The following is an 18442-nucleotide window of genomic DNA, read 5'->3' as shown; positions in this document are numbered from 1 at the left end:
TTTTTGCTTTGACTCTAGGTTAACGGTTGATGGACCGCGCCATGCGAGCAATGGTATGCCGCTCGCCGCGAATCGCGCGGCTTAAGGCGTAAAGGTTTTCCAGTGGTGACACGACACCCCAGCCGGCATCCCCCATGTGTTGAATGTCGACCCCATCGATTTTGTTGCGGACGGCAATCGACTCCACATAGCGAGCGCCGGAGCCTTCCTGCGACGTGCCAATCGTGCTCATCACCAGCGCATCATGGGCGTGCGCCAGCTGCACCACAGCCTTAATATCAGCATCATCGAGCCCTGGCACGGTACCCACGGCTGGCACCAAAATCACATCAGCCCCAGCATCAAGGAAGCTTTGCGTGGCTTCCACGGAAACCACCGGTTCGTTTACACCAGCGCCGTGCATTTTGCCAGCGATGATTAAGCCACTGAAGACGCGCTTGGCCACTTTGATGTTAGCGGCAATTTGGGCGTTGGTAACGCCAGTGCCAGGGTTGCCGGTCAGGCAGACAAAATTCATCCCAAGTTTTTCCGCTTCAATCAAAGTCTTTTCTGAGGCCATCCGCCCTGCCGGAATCACGCGGCGGTTTTCCGCCATGTCGGCATCAGGATCCACCGGCTCAAGGTTGACGCCGATTGGCCGGCCCACCAGCTTCTGCAGCCGATGAATGCTTTCGCCATCATGATGCGGTTTGGCCGTGGCCAGTGTTTCTTCGCCGGGATACAGGCCCAAAATCACCGGATTAAACACATCCAGCACATTCAGCAAAATCAAATCCGCGCCAAACGCCGCCGCAATTTCCGCTGTGGTGATGCCATCGCCAGGCTCATGCAGGACCACATTCTCCGACAGCACCGTGCGCCCTTCTGAGGCCTTAATGCTTTGCTTCAATTCCTCACCATTCATGGCCAATACCTCACTGGTATTGGCACTAATCAAACGTTTTACCATATAAATTCCTCCTTGTGCTAAACCGCTTACAGGTTCGAGGGTACACTTACGAGACGCCCGGTTCAAGTCTGCCACCCATACAAAAAAGCACCGCGAGCGCGATGCTGAATCATAATAAGGCGGCTAAGTTGTTGAGAAAATGCAGCACCATTGAATAGCGAATATCTTTCGTGTGGGCGTACGTTGCGGCAAACACCGCGCCTAAACCGGCATAAATCAGCCAATTCAGCGGATCACTGAAGCCGCTATGCGCTAGGCCGAAAATCACCGCCGACACCAAGCCGCTTAAGGCGCGCCAGCGCGTTTGATCCTGTTGCGGGAAACAATGCATCAACAGTCCACGAAAAATCAATTCTTCCGCGGCCGGGCCGCCGACGCAGGCAATCAGCACCATCGCCAATGGGGCTTGTTGCATTAACTGCAAAAGGGCGCTTTGATTGGCCGGCTCGGCGGTGATGTGCCGCAATTGCAAGTAGCCGCCACCGATTTGAATGAGGATCAACAGCGCCGCCATCAGCACGGTAAAGCCCAAGGTTTGCCGGTCCAGGCGCTTGAGGCTCCATTGCTTCCCTTGCGGCTCCTTCGCCAAAAAGCGTTGGTACAAGCGCCACAGTCCCCAAAGCAAGGCGCCAAACACCACGATGAAGACGCCAGCCACTTCTAAGGCACTAGCCTGGCCTTTCGTCATTAGCGTTGGCACCAGCGCCAGCGACTGGGCAAAGGAATAAGCAACAAATGCCAACATCGTCAGCAATGCCCGTCCAAGTAGTTTGAGCATGAGGAACCTCTTTTCTGCAGTATCTAGTTGCACTTTGGCTGGCCAATGCCGGAGCAATCGCAACCTGCATACTTGCGCTCCGGCTCGCCAACGCCGGAGTGGCTAGCTACGACCAAGGCCTCGCCGTCTAAGTGCGACGGCAATGCCTTGGCCTAGGCTACCCATCCGGCTAAAACCGGCCGACCTCCGCAGCCTGATATCAAAAAGACCCGACATCTCTGTCGGGTCTGTGCAGCCGTCTATCGGATTTGAACCGACGACCTCATCCTTACCATGGATGCGCTCTACCTACTGAGCTAAGACGGCATGTCGTTGTTCGTAAAAACAACTGCCTAAACAATATACTATATATATCAGGTGCTCGCAACCCTCGGCCGGAAAATTCCGACAGAATTTTTTACCGTTCACCTTGCCACTCGACTTTGAACTCAGCGAGATAGTCAAGCATGACCTGCTGGCGCCCAGCGGCCAAGGTTTTGGCGGCTTCGGTGTTCATCTGATCCTTCAGCTTAAGCAGCTTTTCGTAAAAATGGTCAATCGTGGTGCTGGTGGTGTCGCGGTAGCTGGTCGCGTCCAACTCACGGCGCGGTGGCACCGCTGGATCGTACAGCCGGCGGGCGTGGGCACCGCCATACATCAGCGCCCGGGCAATGCCAATGGCGCCAATGGCATCCAGGCGATCGGCATCTTGCACCAGCTGGCCGGTCAGCGTCAGGGGCTGATGGCCTGCCAGGTTGGCCTTAAAGCTCATGTGATCGATAATGGCAAAAATGGCTTGTTGCTCCTCATCGACATACCCGGCCGTGGTTAATGTCTTGCCAGTTTGAGCTTTAGCGACCGCCACGTCGGCCACCAGTTTGTCATCATAGGTATCATGCAGCGTCGCCGCGGCAATGGCCACCCGCGAATTAGCTGCTGGTGTCTGCACGAGCAGGGTTTTGACCGTGGCCACCACCCGCTTGATATGGTCCAGCCCGTGGCCGCTATGGTCCGCCGCCAGCACCGCCTCCGCGTAGGCCATTAATTGTGTTTCTGGGGTCATATGCTTACTCCTTCCAGTTTCCCTGACGCCTCTTAATTGCTTTCCTTACTGGCAACCGGCTATGCTTAAAGTAGTCAACCAGATCACCCACGTAAAGGAAGTGAACGTCATGAAGTTGCGTCATCTTCAAATCAACCAAACCTTGAACCAGTTCACCCGCCTCACCGCCACAGAAGGCGCCCAGGAGCGGCCCCTGGCGCAGCAAAATCTGCTGTTTTGGGTGGCGGCAGAGGATACGCCGCCTACCCCAACCGAACTGGCCGATGCTATGGGCCTGTCCAAAGCGGCCATCACCAAAATGATGGGGCCACTGCTCGATGATGGTCTGCTGGAGAGGATCGGTGACCCTAATGATAACCGCAGTTTTACCTTGGTGGTTACCGAACCGGGCAAACAAGCCGTGCGGGAAATGGCGGAAGCCTATTTCAAGCCAATGAACACGCTCAAGGCCGGCCTCGGTAAAAAGCAATTCAACAAACTCATTGATTTGCTGGATCAGGCTAATGAGGTGCTGATTAATCCAGAGTAATCATTGGGGCAAGTCAAACCCTTGCGCCTTCAAAATTCGACCGATCTCATCTCTTTGATGCAGGTCGGTTTTTGTGTAGGCCAAAAGCATGTCGACGAAGCCGCTATCGCGGGCATTCACCGGGCGATTCCGATAATAATCGCGGGTGGTGTTATCATAGTCCTGAAGGGCAGCAGCATCCCAGGTTGGGTATTGATTGGCCCCAACCACCACTGCATGCGGCAGGCGGGGCTTCGGCTGCGATAAGCCTTCTGGCACGCCGACCATCACGCCAAGCAACGGGAAAGTATGGCGCGGCAACTTCAAGAGGCTAATCATCTGCCGCGGGTCATTTAAGATACTGCCCAAATAGCACGTCCCCAGCCCTTGCGTTTCGGCTTCACTAACCAGCGCCTTCGCTGCTAATTGGCAATCCGCGGCACCAGCGAGAAACGCCGCCCAGCCGGTTAAATTATGGACGTCAGCATCGGGCACCTGCCGCAAGTTGCGGTGGGTATCCAGCACGAACACATAAAGCAGCCCCGGCCCGGCCACAAACGGACAATGCGTCAGCTCAGCGATGGTCTGCTTTTTGGTTGTATCCGTCACCTTAATCAAGGTGAACTGCTGCAAATAATTGCTCGAGGCAGTTTCCTGCGCGATGGTTTCGAGTGCTGCCTGTTGCGCGGCACTCGGCGCCGCGGCAAAGTCGCGAATACTGCGATGTTTCAAAGGTTGCTCAGTCATGTTTTGCCTACTTTCACCATCAAATTTATCCACCAAGAAGGGTTTCTATGTCACAGTCTACCACGATTCCAGATCAAATTCGGGTCACTGGCGCGTACGTCAATAACCTCAAACATGTTAATGTGAATATCCCCCTGCACAAGCTAGTGGCCATCACAGGCCGCAGCGGCTCCGGCAAATCATCGCTGGCGATGGGCGTGTTGTATGCGGAAGGCATGCGGCGCTATGTCTCGGCGCTGTCGACTTACACCCGGCGCCGGCTCGGCCAAGTCGGCCATGCCCAAGTTGAATCGATTCAGCACATCCCCAGCGCCATTGCCTTGCGTCAGCGGCCAGTGGTGCCTGGCATTCGCTCCACTGTCGGCACCACCACTGAGGCGCTGAATGTCTTACGCCTGATGTTTTCTCGCCTGGGGTCGCCCCAGTGTCCCAATGGCCATCAGGTCCCGCCCACGCTGGCCATTGCCCAGAGCATGGATCTCCCTAATCAACCTGGCAGCGGCATGGGTGAAATCACCTGTCCCACTTGTGGCGTCAAATTCCAAGCCTTTAGCGCGAAAGACTTCGCTTTTAACTCCGCCGGCGCCTGCCCCACCTGTAACGGCACCGGCGAAGCTAAAACCCTCGCCACGGATCGGCTGATTCCAGACCCTAGCCTGACCATTCGCAACGGCGCCGTTGCTTCTTGGCGTCTGCCCGGCCGCAACTTTATGCCGCTGGTGGCCCAGCAAATCGGCATCGATATCGACACCCCATTTGAGGACCTGCCAAAAAAGCAGCAAGACATGGTTTGGCACGGCACCAAGCGCACCTACTCGATTAACATTCCCAGCAAGTCCGGCAAGATTTTCCACATGGACAATGCCATGTTCGAAAATGCCTTCAACGCCGTGGAAGACTCCATGGCGACGACCACGAACGAGCGCGCCATCACCCGGCTGAATCGTTTCTACCGCTTCGATGTCTGCCCGACTTGCCATGGCACGCGTTTTCGGCCCGAGCTGCTGCATCAGCTGATCGCAGGCAAGACCATTGCCGATGTCTCCGCCATGACGCTGAGTGACTTGCAGGCGTTCATTCCCACCATCTATACCTGGCTGCCAGAAGACATGCAAGCCTTAGCGCATGATATCATCCGCGAGTTAACCACGATTTTGCAGCCACTGCTGGATTTGGGGTTGTCTTACCTGCAGCTCAGTCGCGCCGGCGCCAGCTTGTCCACCGGTGAGCTACAACGGATTCAACTGTCGCGCACCCTGCGCACGCAAACCACCGGCGTCCTGTATGTGCTCGATGAACCGTCGATTGGCCTGCACCCCGCTAACGTGGCCGGTTTGATTGCCGTGATGCGCGGTTTGGTCGCACAAGGTAATTCCGTCGTGGTGGTTGATCACGACACGGCCATCATCGAAGCCGCTGATGAGGTGCTTGAAATCGGCCCTAGTGCCGGGGCCGCTGGTGGTCGCTTGATCAATCAAGGCTCGCCTGCCGCTATCGCCAAGGCGCCGCACTCCTTGATCGGCCCGTATCTCACCGGCCAAGCCGATTTGATTGTGCGGCCGACTGCCCAGCGCGCCACCGTGACCGCCAAAAAGTGGTACGGCGTTACCGTCACCGACCGCTTCAACCTGCACCAACTCACTGCTACCTTCCCGGCCAACCAGCTGAGCGCCGTGTCCGGTTTTTCTGGGGCCGGCAAGTCAACGCTGGTGTTTGATGCACTAGTCCCGGCTTTAACGGCGACGAAAACCAAGCCCGCGCCCAGCTTTGTCCAGGACTTGCACCGCGGCGGCCTGCGGCGCGTGGTGGCCATCGATGCCAGCCCCGTCGGCAAAAATGTGCGCTCAACCGTGGCAACTTACACCAACATTCTCGACCGCCTGCGCGACCTTTTCGCCAGCCTGCCCGCCAGCCAACAGCGGGGCTACACCGCCAGCAACTTCTCCTATAACGTGACTGCTGGCGCCTGCCCGACTTGTGGCGGTACCGGGCAAATCAGTTTGGACATCCAATACCTGCCTGACATGCAGCAAGTTTGCCCAACCTGTCAAGGCCGGCGCTATAACCCGGAGGTACTGGAGATCAAGTGGCAGGGCCAATCCATTGCGGATCTGTTGAATCTGGGCGTCGATGAAGCCCTGCCAGTGTTCGTTGACCAACCCGCAATCGAGCAAACCTTGCAGACGCTCCATGACATGGGGTTGGGCTACTTGCACCTCGGTGAAAGCACCCCGAGCCTCTCGGGTGGCGAGGCCCAGCGTCTCAAGCTCACAGCTCACATGGGGAAAAGCCAAAAAGGCACGCTATTTGTCTTCGATGAACCCTCCGTCGGTTTGCATCCCTTGGACGTGGCCACCTTGCTGCAAGTGTTCCAGCATCTGATCGACGCCGGCGGCACGGTGCTCACCATCGAACATGACCTTGATGTTCTGGCCAATGCCGACTACCTGCTTGATCTCGGTTCTGAAGGGGGTCGCTTCGGCGGTGAAATCGTCGCCAGCGGCACGCCGCTAGAGGTGGCCCAAAGCGAAGCCGGTCACACCGGCCATTACCTTGCCGCTCACCTAGCACATTTCGCCAAGTGATTGCAGCAAAAAAATGTGCCCTCAGCCAAGCGCCGCGGGCACATTTTTTGAATCGGGTTTAGCGCGTTAGAAACATCCGCACATAGACGCGATAGGACAGGAAACCGCAAATCACAATGGTGCCGACTAACCAAGCGGCCGCGAGCCATTCAGTGTGCTGGCTCACCGCCACCGCCTGATTCAGCAGGCCGCGGGCGGTGTTCACAATCGGGGTCATCGGCTGATGATCAGCAAAGAACTGAACGGGCTTCGCCATCCCAGTGGTGGGCATCAAAGCCGAGCTGACAAACAGCAGCATCAGGAGCACATAAGAGAAGCCGCCAGCAGAAGCGTAGTTGTCGGCCTTCAGCGAAAATGGAATCGCTAGGAGCGTGATGCCTAGGCCGAACAACACCGACAAGCTAACAAACAGCAGCGCCGAACTGACGGTCACATCAGCGCGGTAGCCAATCAGCACGCCAACCAGAAAGACCAGTGCTTCGGCCATCAGCATAAAGGTCACTGACGCGAGGACATGCGAACCCAAGATCACCCAGCGGGCAATCGGCAGTGAGTGCAGCCGATCCAAAAAGCCTGAAGTGCGGTCGAGGTTGATGCGCATTGAGGTGTAAGCTGACCCCATCGCCATTGTCAGCAGCAGAAACCCGGGCAAAGCGTAACGCAGATAAGCCTGGGCGCCGCCTGCCCCAGTCGTGGCAATGTTGCCACCCATGACATAGACGAAAAACAGTAACATGAACACCGGCATCGCAATCACCGTAATGATGGTATCGGCATTCGTCAGGTTTTGCCGGATGATGCGCCCGGTTAACGTGCGGAGCTGGTTAAAGGTTTGCATGAACTGCCTCCTTGGTGACATTGAGGAAGACCGATTCCAAATCGGTTTCATCCTGGTCGTAATGTTCTACCGTCACCCCTGCATCGAGTAGTGCCGCCAGGGCTGGCTCGGCCTGCGTAGCAGTCAGCGAAAGCCCATGTTCTGTCGGGGTAAAGGCAATGCCTGCCGCCCCGAGCGTCGCTGTTGCGACAGCCTCATCAGCTGGCGCGACTTGCAGGGTATAAGTCGCCGTGACCCGCTGCTTGATGGCCGCTGGCGTGCCCGATTTAACGATCACACCATCATGAATGAACGCGATATGATCGGATAAAGCGTCAGCCTCATCGAGATATTGGGTGGTGAGGAACACGGTTTTGCCGGCGTCGCGCAGTTCTTTAATCATCTGCCACAGCGCGAGGCGGTTTTGCGGATCAACCCCAGTGGTTGGCTCATCCAGAAAAATCAGCTGCGGATCACCCAGCAAGGACATGGCCAAATCCAAGCGCCGCCGCATGCCGCCAGAATAGGTTTTGACTTTCCGGTTCAAAAAGCTGGTCAAATCCAGCCGCTGCGCCAGCTCATCAATTTCGACTGGGACATCCTTCACCCCTCGCAGCCGGGCAATCAAACGCAGGTTCTCGGCGCCGGTGAATTCGCCGTCCAGTGTGGTAGCCTGCGCATTCAAGCTCATCAGCCGGCGCACCTGATTGCCGGCCGTGCGCGAGTCCAGCCCCATGATCACCACGGTGCCGGCAGTCGGCTGCGACAGCGTGGTGAGAATATTGATCAATGTGCTTTTCCCGGCCCCATTTGCGCCGAGCAAAGTGAAGATTTCGCCTTGCTCCACTTCAAGATTGACGCCTTTTAGCACCGGCAGCGCGCCAAAGTCCTTGGTCACGCCTTTGACAACGATTGCTTTCATTCTCGCTCAGCCTCTTTGACTTTCTGCCGCAGCTGCTTGCGATACTTAATCAGCCACATTTCTTCTGGATATTGCGCCATGATGTTTTCGGCGAATTCAACCGGATCCTCGCCAACAATTTGCCGCACTGGGACCTGATCGGCGGCACTTTCTTGAAAAATGTGCAGCACTTCCTCCAGCACATCCATCATCGCGCCGCTTCCGGCGAAGCTCCAAATATACTTGGTTAACGCCGTCACCGTGTCGGCATATGCCGCCGGCAGCTGCTTGACGTCCTTAAGAAATTGCCGGTAGCGTTTTTTGTCTTTGATCATGTTATTAAAACTGTTTTTAATGTTCATCATTACCTTGCTCCCTCAATGTGGCCATGGTGGCGGCTAAAAACTCCCACTTCTGCCAAAATTCTTGTAGATACTGGGTGCCGGCGGGGTTTAACGTGTAGAACTTGCGCGGCGGCCCCATTTCTGACTTGCGCCGGTCGACGTTGAGCAGCCCTTTCTTCTCCAGCCGCAGCAGCACGGTATACACTGTACCTTCCACGATGTCTTCAAAGCCTAGATTGACCAGATACGTCGTGATCTCGTAGCCGTATGTTTCGCCTTCGCTGATACGCTGCAGGACAATTCCTTCCAGCGCGCCTTTGAGTAATTCCGTTAAACCCTTCACTGTCTTCACCTTTCTCTTACGCCGCCATCGCTTGGCGGCATGCGGCACTTGCTAGCTTGTGAGTCCTAGCAAGAGTGGGCCAAATGATAGCTACTCTTTGTTGCTAGGTACCGGTGCATAGTAACAGCGAGTAGCTGGCCTGTCAACGTTATTTGAAAAAATTTTCTCGTGCAAGCAAAAACGCCCTCGCTTCATGAACGAGGACGTTCTGCCGCCTTAACGGCGACGGTGCTTCCGCACCAGGCGATAAATCAGATACCCAAGGAGCACCAGCCCCAGTACCGCGGCGGCAATCACCGCCCAGCTCAAGGCCTTGGCCCGCGTGGTGCTCCGGGTACTGGCCTTGGCGGCTTGCTCGGTGTAAGGGACCCGGTAGCCGGTGACCAGCAGACGATGAGAATTTTGCCCGATTGGTGTACAAGTCATGAGTGTGGCCAAGTCTTTACCTGGCTCGATCTGCAAACTCGACACATCATCTGGCTCAATCACCTTGATACGATTCACCTTGTAGGCGAGATGCTCGCCATCGATGGTGAAAATGAAAATCTGACCTTTTTTCAGCTCATGCAGATCATCGAACAGCGTCTTGCTGGGAATCCCGCTATGGGCCGTCATCACCGTGTGCGTGCTAGCACCGCCAGTCGGGAAACTCGTCCCTGGCAGCACCACTGCGCCTGATTCCATCAGAACCTCATTGGTGGTGTCGTAAAGCGGCAGATTCACCGCCAGACTGGGTATCGTCACCGCCCCAATCAGGTGCTCACGTAGCGCTTTGATCTGCTGCACCCCTTGGCCTTTTTGGGTAAAAACATCAGCATTTGGGCGCAAGCCTTGCTTGGCCAAAGCCTCGTTTTCCCGCTTGATCTTCGCCTGTTGCCGCTTCACATTGGCTTCGGCTTTTTTCCGGTCCCGCGTCACCCGAGCACTTAAGGTGAGGGTATTCACAGCGCGGGCCACGAAGGGATAAGCAAACACGGCCAGACCGGTAAAAAACAGGATGGTCACGAACAGCTCAGCTTTGAGGCTGGCGCGGCGCTTTTTGCTCATCTCCTTCACTCCTTTGACTTAGAATTAAGCGTGGCGCTTCTTGTAAATCACCGCTGTGCCCATCGCTGCCGTCCCGACAATCAGGAAGGCCGCAATGCCCATGCCACCAGTCAATGGCAGTTCGCCATCGAGTGGGGTGTTGGCGATGTTGTCTGAGCCAAGCGCAGTTGTTTCAGGGGCGCCTTTGGCCACGGTGAAATCTGTTACCGCAGTGGTGATTTCGTAGCCAGTTGGGGCCGCAATTTCAACCAACTTATAGCTACCAGATTCAAGACCATTGATTTGTAAATGGCCACCTGCACCAGAAGTCAACACAGTGGCGTCATTCTCATTTTCTACCCAATCAATGTCATTTGGCATGTAAGTCCCTGCCGAGGCTGTCTCGTCGTCAAGGACTGCCCATAGACCGTCGCTATTTTTGAGTTTGAAATCAGCGCCTGGTAAGCCTTGATTAACATCATAAGCATCGTGTTTCTTGAACTTATGGCCACTAGTTTCAACTTCTTCGGATTCATCAACGATGGTCATCTCTGGCCCATTGCCAAATTGACCCGTGAAGGTGTTGCCGATTTCTTGATTCGGCACCGCATGCTTATTTATCTTCATGGTGTATTTGACGGACAGGGCTTTCCCTTCAATCTTGTTCAGTAATGCGATGATCTCGCTTTCCTTGCTTCCGTTTTCCAAATCAATCTCATATTTGAAGCCCGCATGATCCTTCCAACCAGCATCATTGGAGTCCGTGTAGGTGCCTGCGGCCACAAAGAGACCATGCAAGTCTGTATCTTCACCCTCAATGGTGATGGTTGGTTCCCCAACCAGCGTGGTTCCAACCTCTGACATGAGGTCAGTGAGGTTGATGGATTTGAATTTCGTACCGGCTTCTCGGATCCCATGAGGAATGACGAAGTTGGTTTCGTAGTGCAGTTCCTGACCAACTTCATAGTTGTAGACATTGCCGTTGTCAGCATTGTTACCATTCAGGTTGGTCAGCTCTTTCGTCATCCCCGTATTCTTCGGATAGATCTTGATGGTCTTTAAGAAGCCGTCCTTTGCTGCATTACGCACTGGCATGCCGACAACCACCGGCACAGAACGCAGTAAGTTGGTACGGTCACTGTCCCCTTCTTCGAAGAGATACAATTTATATTTACCGTCTGCCGTACGCGTCTCCAGATCGGTAAAATCGAGCGTGCCCTTTTGTGAGTCAGTCGTACCAGATGCTTTCACTGGCGTGGATTCTTTATATTTTTCACTCCAGTCGGCCACAATCTCCTTGGTTAAATCCTCCGCAGATACACCAGGATTAGCGGCCTGTAAGTCATAGAAGATACTCGTCACATCATAGGCAGAAAATTTTACGTTACCAATGCTTTCAAGCGCTTCAAGAGCCGCGATGGTTTCCCCGGTGTTGGGCGTCAGTTGATAATTGGCATCGATGAACTTCTTATTGATTTGCACGGTAACCTTACTCGGTAAAGTCGGACTTACCGCCGTTGCCCGCACCGTTTCCGGGGCCGCATTCAATGCTGGGGCAGCGGACAAAGCGAGGCCGCAAACCATTAAGCCAGCAAGGGCAGCACGGGACACTTTATTCATTGTCATTTTCATTAAGTGGGTCCTCCTAATTCTTGGTGTGGGCACGGCGTTGAAGCAGCCATGCACCGAGCATTAACGCTGCGCCAAGGGCAATCAGCAAGCCGGAAATCACGCTGCCGGTTTGGGGCAGCTTGCCAGCTGGCGTTGATGGCTTAGCCACCACCGTCACGTTGCCCTGGTCTTCTTTTTCTCGGATGTTATAAACGCGCGGGCGGCCAATCGCGATTTGAGCATCGCTAACGACCCCAGCTGTCGTTTCATTCAACACTTCACCATTGACCAACACCGGATTGAAACTGCCATCTGGCTTGGTCCATGAAGTTGGCACTTCGACCTTAACTCCAGTGGCGCCAAGGTTATTGATGTAGCCCAGCGCTGGCTTGAGTTCTTCAAAGTAGTAGGTGCCGCTAGCTAAGAACCGGGTCCCGGTGTTCACCAAACCGTCTTTATCGGAGATGAACTTATCAACCGCTTCATCGGTCAGCGGATTGCTGGAAGTGATCCATTCATTCCGCGGCGCTTCGCTAAGATCCGTACTCAACCAAAGCTTTTCGCCGTTCACGATTTGATACAGGGCAAAGACTGCCCCTTGGACGCGGACATCATCGCCTGCCGCATTCCGGCCAAACTTGAAGAAGTACGGGTCCCGGACATAGGCAACGTTCTTGGCGTAGATATGAATGTTGTCCATTGCGGCGCCGTCAGCATTCATGATCGGCATGACCACCATCATCGGGGCAGCCATGGTGCTTAAGTCGACGTCAAAACTATGATCCGATGCCACACTCTTTTCGAGGAGCAGGTACGCAGCATATTGAGTGCCAACCTTCTGCGCCACGGTGAAGCGAGCAATCCCGTCTTCGCGACTGCCATCTTCCATGAACCCTTCCTGGGTCGTTTTGGTCGCCAGCAGGTCCAGATTTTCTTCTGCTTCTGCGAAGGCGTCCATGCGATTCTTGTTGCGCCATTCATTCACAAATTGAGTCGGCGTCTTCCCATCTTCCAGGGCTTCTTGGTACAACTTCGTGGCATCATAGAGGACCACTTCGGCGCCGTTGAGGCCTTTGGTTTCTGCCAGTTCAATTTTGGATTTGAGACTACCGTCGTTTTCGTATGACCATGTGTCTGTGTTCAGCCGCGCATCATCGTGGATCCGTTTGTGCACCACGATGTCGACGTTCTTCGTCGCGGCCTGAGTTGGGGTTGCCTGCAGGAATGGGAGCGCCATTGCGGCTGCGGCAATACTAAAGAGAATTCGCTTGAGCATCTTACCGTCCCTCCTGTTCTTTCTTGTAGCGCAGGGTCAACCCCGCTGCGGTTGCGCCCACCATCAGTACCAAAGCACTGGCGATAAACGCATTAAGGCCAGGGCCACCGGTGACAGGCATTTCTTGCACAGCAAGCTGGTTAATAGCCGTGATGGTCAGCGTGTCGCCAGAGAGCTTGTAGGAGTAGCCCTCAACTGCGACGCCATTGCTGGTCAAAAGCTGACCGTCAACCTTCACCGTAGCGTCGGTGCCTTTGGCGTTCACTTGAATTGAAACTGTCGCATCAAGCTTTTCATAGCCACCTGGGGCTTCGACTTCGGTCAAGGTGTATGCATCGTTACCAAAAAGTTTGGTTTCTGCCGTCACCCCAGCTTCAGTTGCCACTGAGGTCAAAGTTTCGGTTTCAGGACCGGTTAAGGTGAATTTGGCATCTGGCAGGAAGCTGTCCATGAAGCCTTTCTTGACCAGAACCAGTTTCAAGTTACGTTTGGGTGCGTTGTACTTCACCAATTTCAGCAAGGTACCATTTACCAGTTCAAAGCGATCATACTTGCCATCAACTTGATTCAAGTTCACGGTGCCGCTAATCTCGCGTGGAGTGCTGATACTGCTGCCGTCTTTACGGAAGCCGTAATAGAACCATTTGCCTGCCCTGTCGCGCCGGAACAGATATTCGGTTGGGTCTAATTCAAAGCCTTCTGGGGCAGCAGTTTCCTTGATGCCATAGAATCCTTCAGCAAGCCCCTGAGGCATACCGGTAACCAGACCTGTCCCACTTGGGTCAGTGAAATCTTGATTCTTGTATGTGTTTAACATGAACTGCGCAGTCTTAGCTGCGGTAGCAGACATTGGATATTGCGGATCCGTTGATTCCTTTTCCACCTGAACGCCATATTGCACGTTAATCAAAGTCAACGTAAAGGTGTTCGCATCATATTTTTGAATTGAGACATACGAAGCATCGGCACCAACTTCCCCCGCTACCATGTACTTCAAGGCTTGGCCTTGATTACCATAGGCAACATCCGTGAACGTCTGGGTCCATTCACCATTCGGGGTGAGCGTCAGGGTCTGAGCATTGGCAAAGGTTGAGCCTTCGCGGGCAATATGAACCTGCAAACTTGCTGGTTGCTTCCCCGCGCCTTCAATGTCATGCCATTCTTTTTTCACTGTGTAAACCTTTGAAGGTGCTTTGGCAGAAGGAACACCAAAGTTAACGGTTGGGGTACCTTCTTTGGCGTCAAAGGTCGTATTACCATTAATCTGGTACCAGTGATCAGCTTTGAAGCCTTCAGCTTCAGTGTTGATGCGCACTTGGTATTTGATTGAGACTTGTTGATCTTTACCCAGATTAAGATCAGTGACGGTCAACTTGCCATTTGCAATCGTTGCCGTCGGTTTAGTCGCTGTGCCATGCGTCACTGTCGCATTGGTTGATACATAACTAAACTGACTGCCCAGCGGGTCGGAGACGACGCCGTCAACAACGGTGTTGAAGTTTTGGACCACATCATCTGCTAGACTCCTAAGGTAGGTGGTAATAGCGGCAGCAGTATCGGTTGTTTGATACAGCGGTTGCCCCTTACTGTCTACGCTAGGCAGTTTCCGCATCTGCGCCTCAACCTCTGCCTTGGTCATATAAGTCTTATCTCTACCATTTTCCTTGTAGGTATCGTCTGGAAGCTGAATACCTAAAGCCCGCAGTGTGACTTCTTGCTTGATTGCATATGCTGTCCCAAGCGTTGCTGCCCAAGTATCTTTGATCGTATTGTTGTCATTATCCTTGTATTCTTCTGGGAAGCGTGCCGTGTTACCAGCGCCTTCCTTGGTCGAAGAAAAATTGGTGCCAATGATAGTACCGTCAGGTAGTTTTTTGCTGTTAAGCACTTCATATGAGTAAGTTGGCACGCCATCTGTCAGCAAAATCATCTGCTTATCTTCAATCTCGGTCACTTTATCGAGCAAACCCTTGCCCAGCTCTAAACCCTTTTGGGTAAAGGTCCCACCTTCAGCGGCGGCGGTAATCTCGCTCTTGATGGTTGCTTCATTTTCTTTAACCGACTTAACGTCGACGCTAAAGCGGGCCTTTTCATCGCCTTCATAGCCGACCACGCCGAGATAGACATCATTCTCAAGCCCAGCCGTTTTAATGCGGGTCATGAAATCTTCGACCCCTTTAATCATGGCGGAGCGTCGATCACCTTTCATACTTCCCGAGTAATCCAACACAAGCACAATCGCCATCTTGTGGTGTTTCGAACTGGTATTGCCTTTGATGTCCAGCTGAACATCAAACAAACCCTTGGTCGAAGTTTCCTTGGCGTACTTCCGAATACGGAAGTCCGGATTCGATTTGTTCGCACCATAGTCCAACCAAGTGTTGTTATTAGCATCAACAACGCCGGTATTACTATATAGTTTGTTCTCTTGGCTATTCCCACCAATATGATTTTTCACATTGGTGTTGTCCTTGAAGGCCCACGCTTTAGTTGGGTACACGCCGTCAGCCGTACCTACTGGCGTGTAGTCAAGTGGCATCCGATAGTCTTCAAGACTAAAGCTCTGACTACGGTCATATTCCTTAGCGTAAACATTCGCGTTCAGCAGTCCGTGCGTCGCTTGGACTTTTTCTTCCACAGCATCCACAGTATTCGCTGCGTCTGCTTCGGTTTGTGGGGTGTTAGCGGCTGGGCGTTCGATAGCAACGGCTTGTTCTTCTTCCGTTGCGGTCGAAAGCGGCAGCAGCACTTCAACTGGCCCCACCAAGGTATCAGTCAATGCAGAATCGACTGGTGTTTGGAGAGGGTCAGGGTCCGCTTCAGCATCGGCTGCTTCCACGGTCGCGGTCGTTGGCTGCGCCGTCTGCGCCACTTCGCGACGGTTCAGTTCAACGGCAACGTACAAACGGTTATTCGTTTTTGGCGTCGAATAGTACAGCACATTTTGTGAAGAGCGGCTGTAGGCTTTTTCAATCCACCATTGATTTTTCGGCTGGCTATCTTGGCCCTGCATCGCTTGCACCAGCTGATTAGCTTTCGGTGCTAAGCGCAGCGTCGCGTCTCGATCGGTCGAAACCCGCACTTTAAGGGCGCGCAGTTCGCCTTGGTCCTTTTTGTTGTAACTAAGCGCCCAGTTAATCTGATCGCCTTGGACCGTACCTGTGACGTTGACATCTAGCGCATTGCTTGTGGTGATGACCTTTTCAATCTGATCCGGCGTCGTCGCCGCGGCGGTTTGAATACCCCCCAGATTCATCAGCTGCATGAAGAGCAGCACGACCACCATGAAGCCATGCATTATTTTTGCTTTCATGGGCTTCCCCCTTGTGTCGTTGAGATGACCAACAGCAGTGTCACTTTAAGTATCGTCGTACCATTTTCCGTTCATCTCTGTTCCCCCTTGCTTCTGCATTGACAGGTAAACATTATACAAACGTTTAATACCTGCTTATATTAAGCCTAGCATGGTGAATTGTGAGAAGGGAAACATAGCGATAGTTATTTTAATAAATGGGGTATACAAAAAGCCCCAAATCCTTTAAGCAACAAGGGTCTGGGGCAAAAATATATTTATATTTAGTCTTTGTTAGAGGTGCCTCGCCAACCAGAATAGCCCGCGAACACCGCAGTTTGTGAAATATTCACTCAGGCCAGGATATTGTCAATGGCTTCGCATTCGGTTGCGGTAAATTCGAGGTGCTCACAGGCTTTGAGGTCATCGATCAAGTGCTCAACGCTAGTGGTACCGACCAGCACCGACGCCACAATTGGATCTCGCAGCAGCCAGGCCAGGGCCATTTGCGACAGCGTTTGACCTCGATCTTGCGCAATTTCATTCAAGGCGTTAAGCTTCGTCACTACCGCCTCGTGGCCATGCGCAAAAGTGCCTTCGTTGGTCGGATGGATTTTGAAGGTATCGGGAATGCCAGTTAGATAGCGATCTGACAGCAATCCTTCCGAAAGCGGCCCGTAAGCCACTACCCCAGCCCCAGCAGCCCGCAGCTCATCGAGCAAGCCGCTGGTTTCAACGCTGCGGTTGAACATGTTGTAGCTCATCTGGTCCACCACAAACGGCGTGCCCAGCTGCTTGAACAAGGCAATCGCCTGCTTGGCCTGATCCGTATCATAGTTGGAGACGCCAATGTACAGAGCTTTGCCTTGGCGCACCACATCATCCAGCGCCCGCACGGTTTCCGCCACTGGCACCCCAGCATCAAAGCGGTGAGCGTAATAGAGATCCACATAGTCAAGCTTCAGCCGGCGCAGCGAATCATCGATGCCTTGCAAAATCGCTTTACGCGAGGTGCCAGTGCCAAACGGGCCGGGATGGATTTCGTAGCCGACCTTGGTGGCAATCACCAGTTCATCGCGGTATGGCTTGAGCTCATTGGCTAACACCTGACCGAGCAATGCTTCGCTGGAACCAAAATCGCCATCGCCATAGTGATTAGCCACGTCAAATTGAAAGACACCGTGGTCAAAGGCGGCCAAAATCACATCGCGGCGCGCCGCTAGGGGATCACCGCTACCAAAATGCTGCCACAGGCCTAAAGAAATCGGTGGCATCACTAACCCGGAATTCCCGGCTGGCCGGACGGGTACGCCTTCATAACGCTCTGTTTGGGCTTGATACATTAGCTTTCCTCCTTATCGAAAAACCGCAGTAAAAATTGGGCGAGACCATCTTCTTTATTGGTCTCAGTCACATACTTGGCGACCGCTTTAACCTCTGGCACCGCATTACCCATGGCAACGCTGATGCCGGCGGCTTTGAGCATCCCCAAGTCATTCAGGCCATCCCCGAAGGCAATCGTGTGGTCCTTAGGAATGCCGGTTTTGGCTTGCAGTTCCAAAATCGCATTGGCCTTATCCACATGCTTGGGAATTAACTCAATGTTGGTCGGGTCTGAGGCCGATAGATGCAGCAGCGACTGAGCCGCCAGTTGCTCGCGGGTGTTGGCCAAAGCTTCAGGATCACTCAGCGAGAAAATAATGCCGTTGGTAATCTCATCACTATGGGTTTGCAGCGCCGTAATATCTGGCAGTTGCGTCACGTCAATAGTGACATCCTTAGGCGCAAAGGAATACAGCATTTGCTCGATGGCAGGCGGTGGCGTGGTGACATAATAAACCGCCGTGTCGGTAAAATACACTGCCGTTAAGCCGTTACTGGCAGCGGCGGCTTCAATCGCGGCTAGCGCTTTGCTACCGAGCAAGTGATGCGTTTTTTGGCCGGAAAATTCATAGGCGGCCCCATTGGCCGAAATAATTTCCGCCCGTGGGCCAATCTGCTCGGCCATCGCCGCTGCCAAGGCGTACATCCGCCCGGTGGCTAAGTAAAACAGATGACCAGCATCCAGGAGCTGGTTAATGACCTGGCTGGTGCGAACCGAAATCGTGGTGCTATCATATGCCAGCGTGCCATCCACATCCGAAACGATCAAATATTGTGCCATGCGTCGCCCTCCTTCGCCACTCGCTGTTATTATACCAAAAAAGCAGTCGGCATCATGCA

General features: G+C 53.8%; 16 protein-coding genes and 1 tRNA gene. 2 read left to right on the top strand and 15 right to left on the bottom strand.

Translation table 11 applies throughout. The features are described 5' to 3' along the window. Positions 1–19 precede the first annotated feature (19 nt). The 4 genes from AAA927_RS05610 to AAA927_RS05595 form a co-directional block, all read right to left on the bottom strand. Positions 20–949, bottom strand: a complete 930-nt coding sequence (locus AAA927_RS05610; protein ID WP_338216488.1) for a DUF7916 family protein — start codon at positions 947–949, stop codon at positions 20–22. A 109-nt stretch (positions 950–1058) separates the two neighbouring features. Then, positions 1059–1727 carry a CPBP family intramembrane glutamic endopeptidase gene (locus AAA927_RS05605; RefSeq protein ID WP_338216487.1) on the bottom strand — a complete coding sequence of 223 codons (669 nt, stop codon included), beginning with the start codon at positions 1725–1727 and terminating at the stop codon, positions 1059–1061. A 233-nt stretch (positions 1728–1960) separates the two neighbouring features. Continuing rightward, positions 1961–2033: transfer RNA gene (locus AAA927_RS05600), tRNA-Thr, on the bottom strand. Between the two features lie 91 nt (positions 2034–2124). Then, the gene (locus AAA927_RS05595; protein ID WP_338216485.1) at positions 2125–2769 is read right to left on the bottom strand and encodes an HD domain-containing protein; all 645 of its coding nucleotides are present in this window, start codon (positions 2767–2769) and stop codon (positions 2125–2127) included. 109 nt (positions 2770–2878) lie between these two features. Here AAA927_RS05595 and AAA927_RS05590 point away from each other — a divergent pair, with 109 nt between their 5' ends. Continuing rightward, positions 2879–3298 (top strand): MarR family winged helix-turn-helix transcriptional regulator, encoded by a 420-nt coding sequence (locus AAA927_RS05590; RefSeq protein ID WP_338216483.1) that lies wholly within the window; start codon positions 2879–2881, stop codon positions 3296–3298. On the opposite strand, the gene AAA927_RS05585 is transcribed toward AAA927_RS05590, so the two are convergent. Then, positions 3299–4024, bottom strand: a complete 726-nt coding sequence (locus AAA927_RS05585) for a nitroreductase family protein (RefSeq protein ID WP_338216481.1) — start codon at positions 4022–4024, stop codon at positions 3299–3301. Positions 4025–4071: 47 nt separating this feature from the next. Between AAA927_RS05585 and AAA927_RS05580 the strand changes: the two genes are divergently transcribed. Further along, positions 4072–6609, top strand: coding sequence for an excinuclease ABC subunit UvrA (locus AAA927_RS05580; protein WP_338216479.1), 2538 nt, complete (start codon positions 4072–4074; stop codon positions 6607–6609). A gap of 58 nt (positions 6610–6667) precedes the next feature. Here AAA927_RS05580 and AAA927_RS05575 read toward each other — a convergent pair whose 3' ends face one another. The 10 genes from AAA927_RS05575 to AAA927_RS05530 all read right to left on the bottom strand — a co-directional run bounded on the left by AAA927_RS05575 (position 6668) and on the right by AAA927_RS05530 (position 18383). After that, positions 6668–7447: an ABC transporter permease gene (locus AAA927_RS05575; RefSeq protein WP_338216477.1), complete on the bottom strand. Its 780-nt coding sequence runs from the start codon at positions 7445–7447 to the stop codon at positions 6668–6670. Further along, positions 7434–8348 carry an ABC transporter ATP-binding protein gene (locus AAA927_RS05570; protein ID WP_338216475.1) on the bottom strand — a complete coding sequence of 305 codons (915 nt, stop codon included), beginning with the start codon at positions 8346–8348 and terminating at the stop codon, positions 7434–7436. Before AAA927_RS05570 ends, AAA927_RS05575 begins: the two co-directional genes overlap by 14 nt. Further along, positions 8345–8692 carry a DUF1048 domain-containing protein gene (locus AAA927_RS05565; protein ID WP_338216473.1) on the bottom strand — a complete coding sequence of 116 codons (348 nt, stop codon included), beginning with the start codon at positions 8690–8692 and terminating at the stop codon, positions 8345–8347. Before AAA927_RS05565 ends, AAA927_RS05570 begins: the two co-directional genes overlap by 4 nt. Continuing rightward, on the bottom strand, positions 8679–9014 hold the full coding sequence (locus tag AAA927_RS05560) for a PadR family transcriptional regulator (RefSeq protein ID WP_338216472.1): 336 nt from the start codon (positions 9012–9014) through the stop codon (positions 8679–8681). Before AAA927_RS05560 ends, AAA927_RS05565 begins: the two co-directional genes overlap by 14 nt. Before the next feature lie 216 nt (positions 9015–9230). Next, on the bottom strand, positions 9231–10061 hold the full coding sequence (locus AAA927_RS05555) for a class C sortase (protein WP_338216470.1): 831 nt from the start codon (positions 10059–10061) through the stop codon (positions 9231–9233). Between the two features lie 24 nt (positions 10062–10085). Then, a complete protein-coding gene (locus AAA927_RS05550) occupies positions 10086–11672 on the bottom strand; it encodes a SpaH/EbpB family LPXTG-anchored major pilin (RefSeq protein ID WP_338216468.1) in 1587 nt (528 codons plus the stop codon). A 13-nt stretch (positions 11673–11685) separates the two neighbouring features. After that, on the bottom strand, positions 11686–12927 hold the full coding sequence (locus AAA927_RS05545) for a pilin N-terminal domain-containing protein (RefSeq protein ID WP_338216466.1): 1242 nt from the start codon (positions 12925–12927) through the stop codon (positions 11686–11688). A 1-nt stretch (position 12928) separates the two neighbouring features. Further along, the gene (locus AAA927_RS05540) at positions 12929–16240 is read right to left on the bottom strand and encodes a SpaA isopeptide-forming pilin-related protein (RefSeq protein WP_338216464.1); all 3312 of its coding nucleotides are present in this window, start codon (positions 16238–16240) and stop codon (positions 12929–12931) included. Positions 16241–16572: 332 nt separating this feature from the next. Beyond that, entirely contained in the window at positions 16573–17562 is a 990-nt protein-coding gene (locus AAA927_RS05535; RefSeq protein ID WP_338216463.1) for an aldo/keto reductase, read from the bottom strand. Further along, positions 17562–18383: an HAD family hydrolase gene (locus AAA927_RS05530; protein WP_338216462.1), complete on the bottom strand. Its 822-nt coding sequence runs from the start codon at positions 18381–18383 to the stop codon at positions 17562–17564. The genes AAA927_RS05535 and AAA927_RS05530 overlap by 1 nt, the downstream gene beginning before the upstream one ends. Positions 18384–18442 lie beyond the last annotated feature (59 nt).

Origin of the sequence: Lacticaseibacillus salsurivasis (assembly GCF_036246225.1) — a bacterium.
In the GTDB taxonomy this organism is placed as follows: Bacteria; Bacillota; Bacilli; order Lactobacillales; family Lactobacillaceae; genus Lacticaseibacillus; species Lacticaseibacillus salsurivasis.
This window is presented reverse-complemented; position numbering and strand designations above follow the sequence as displayed.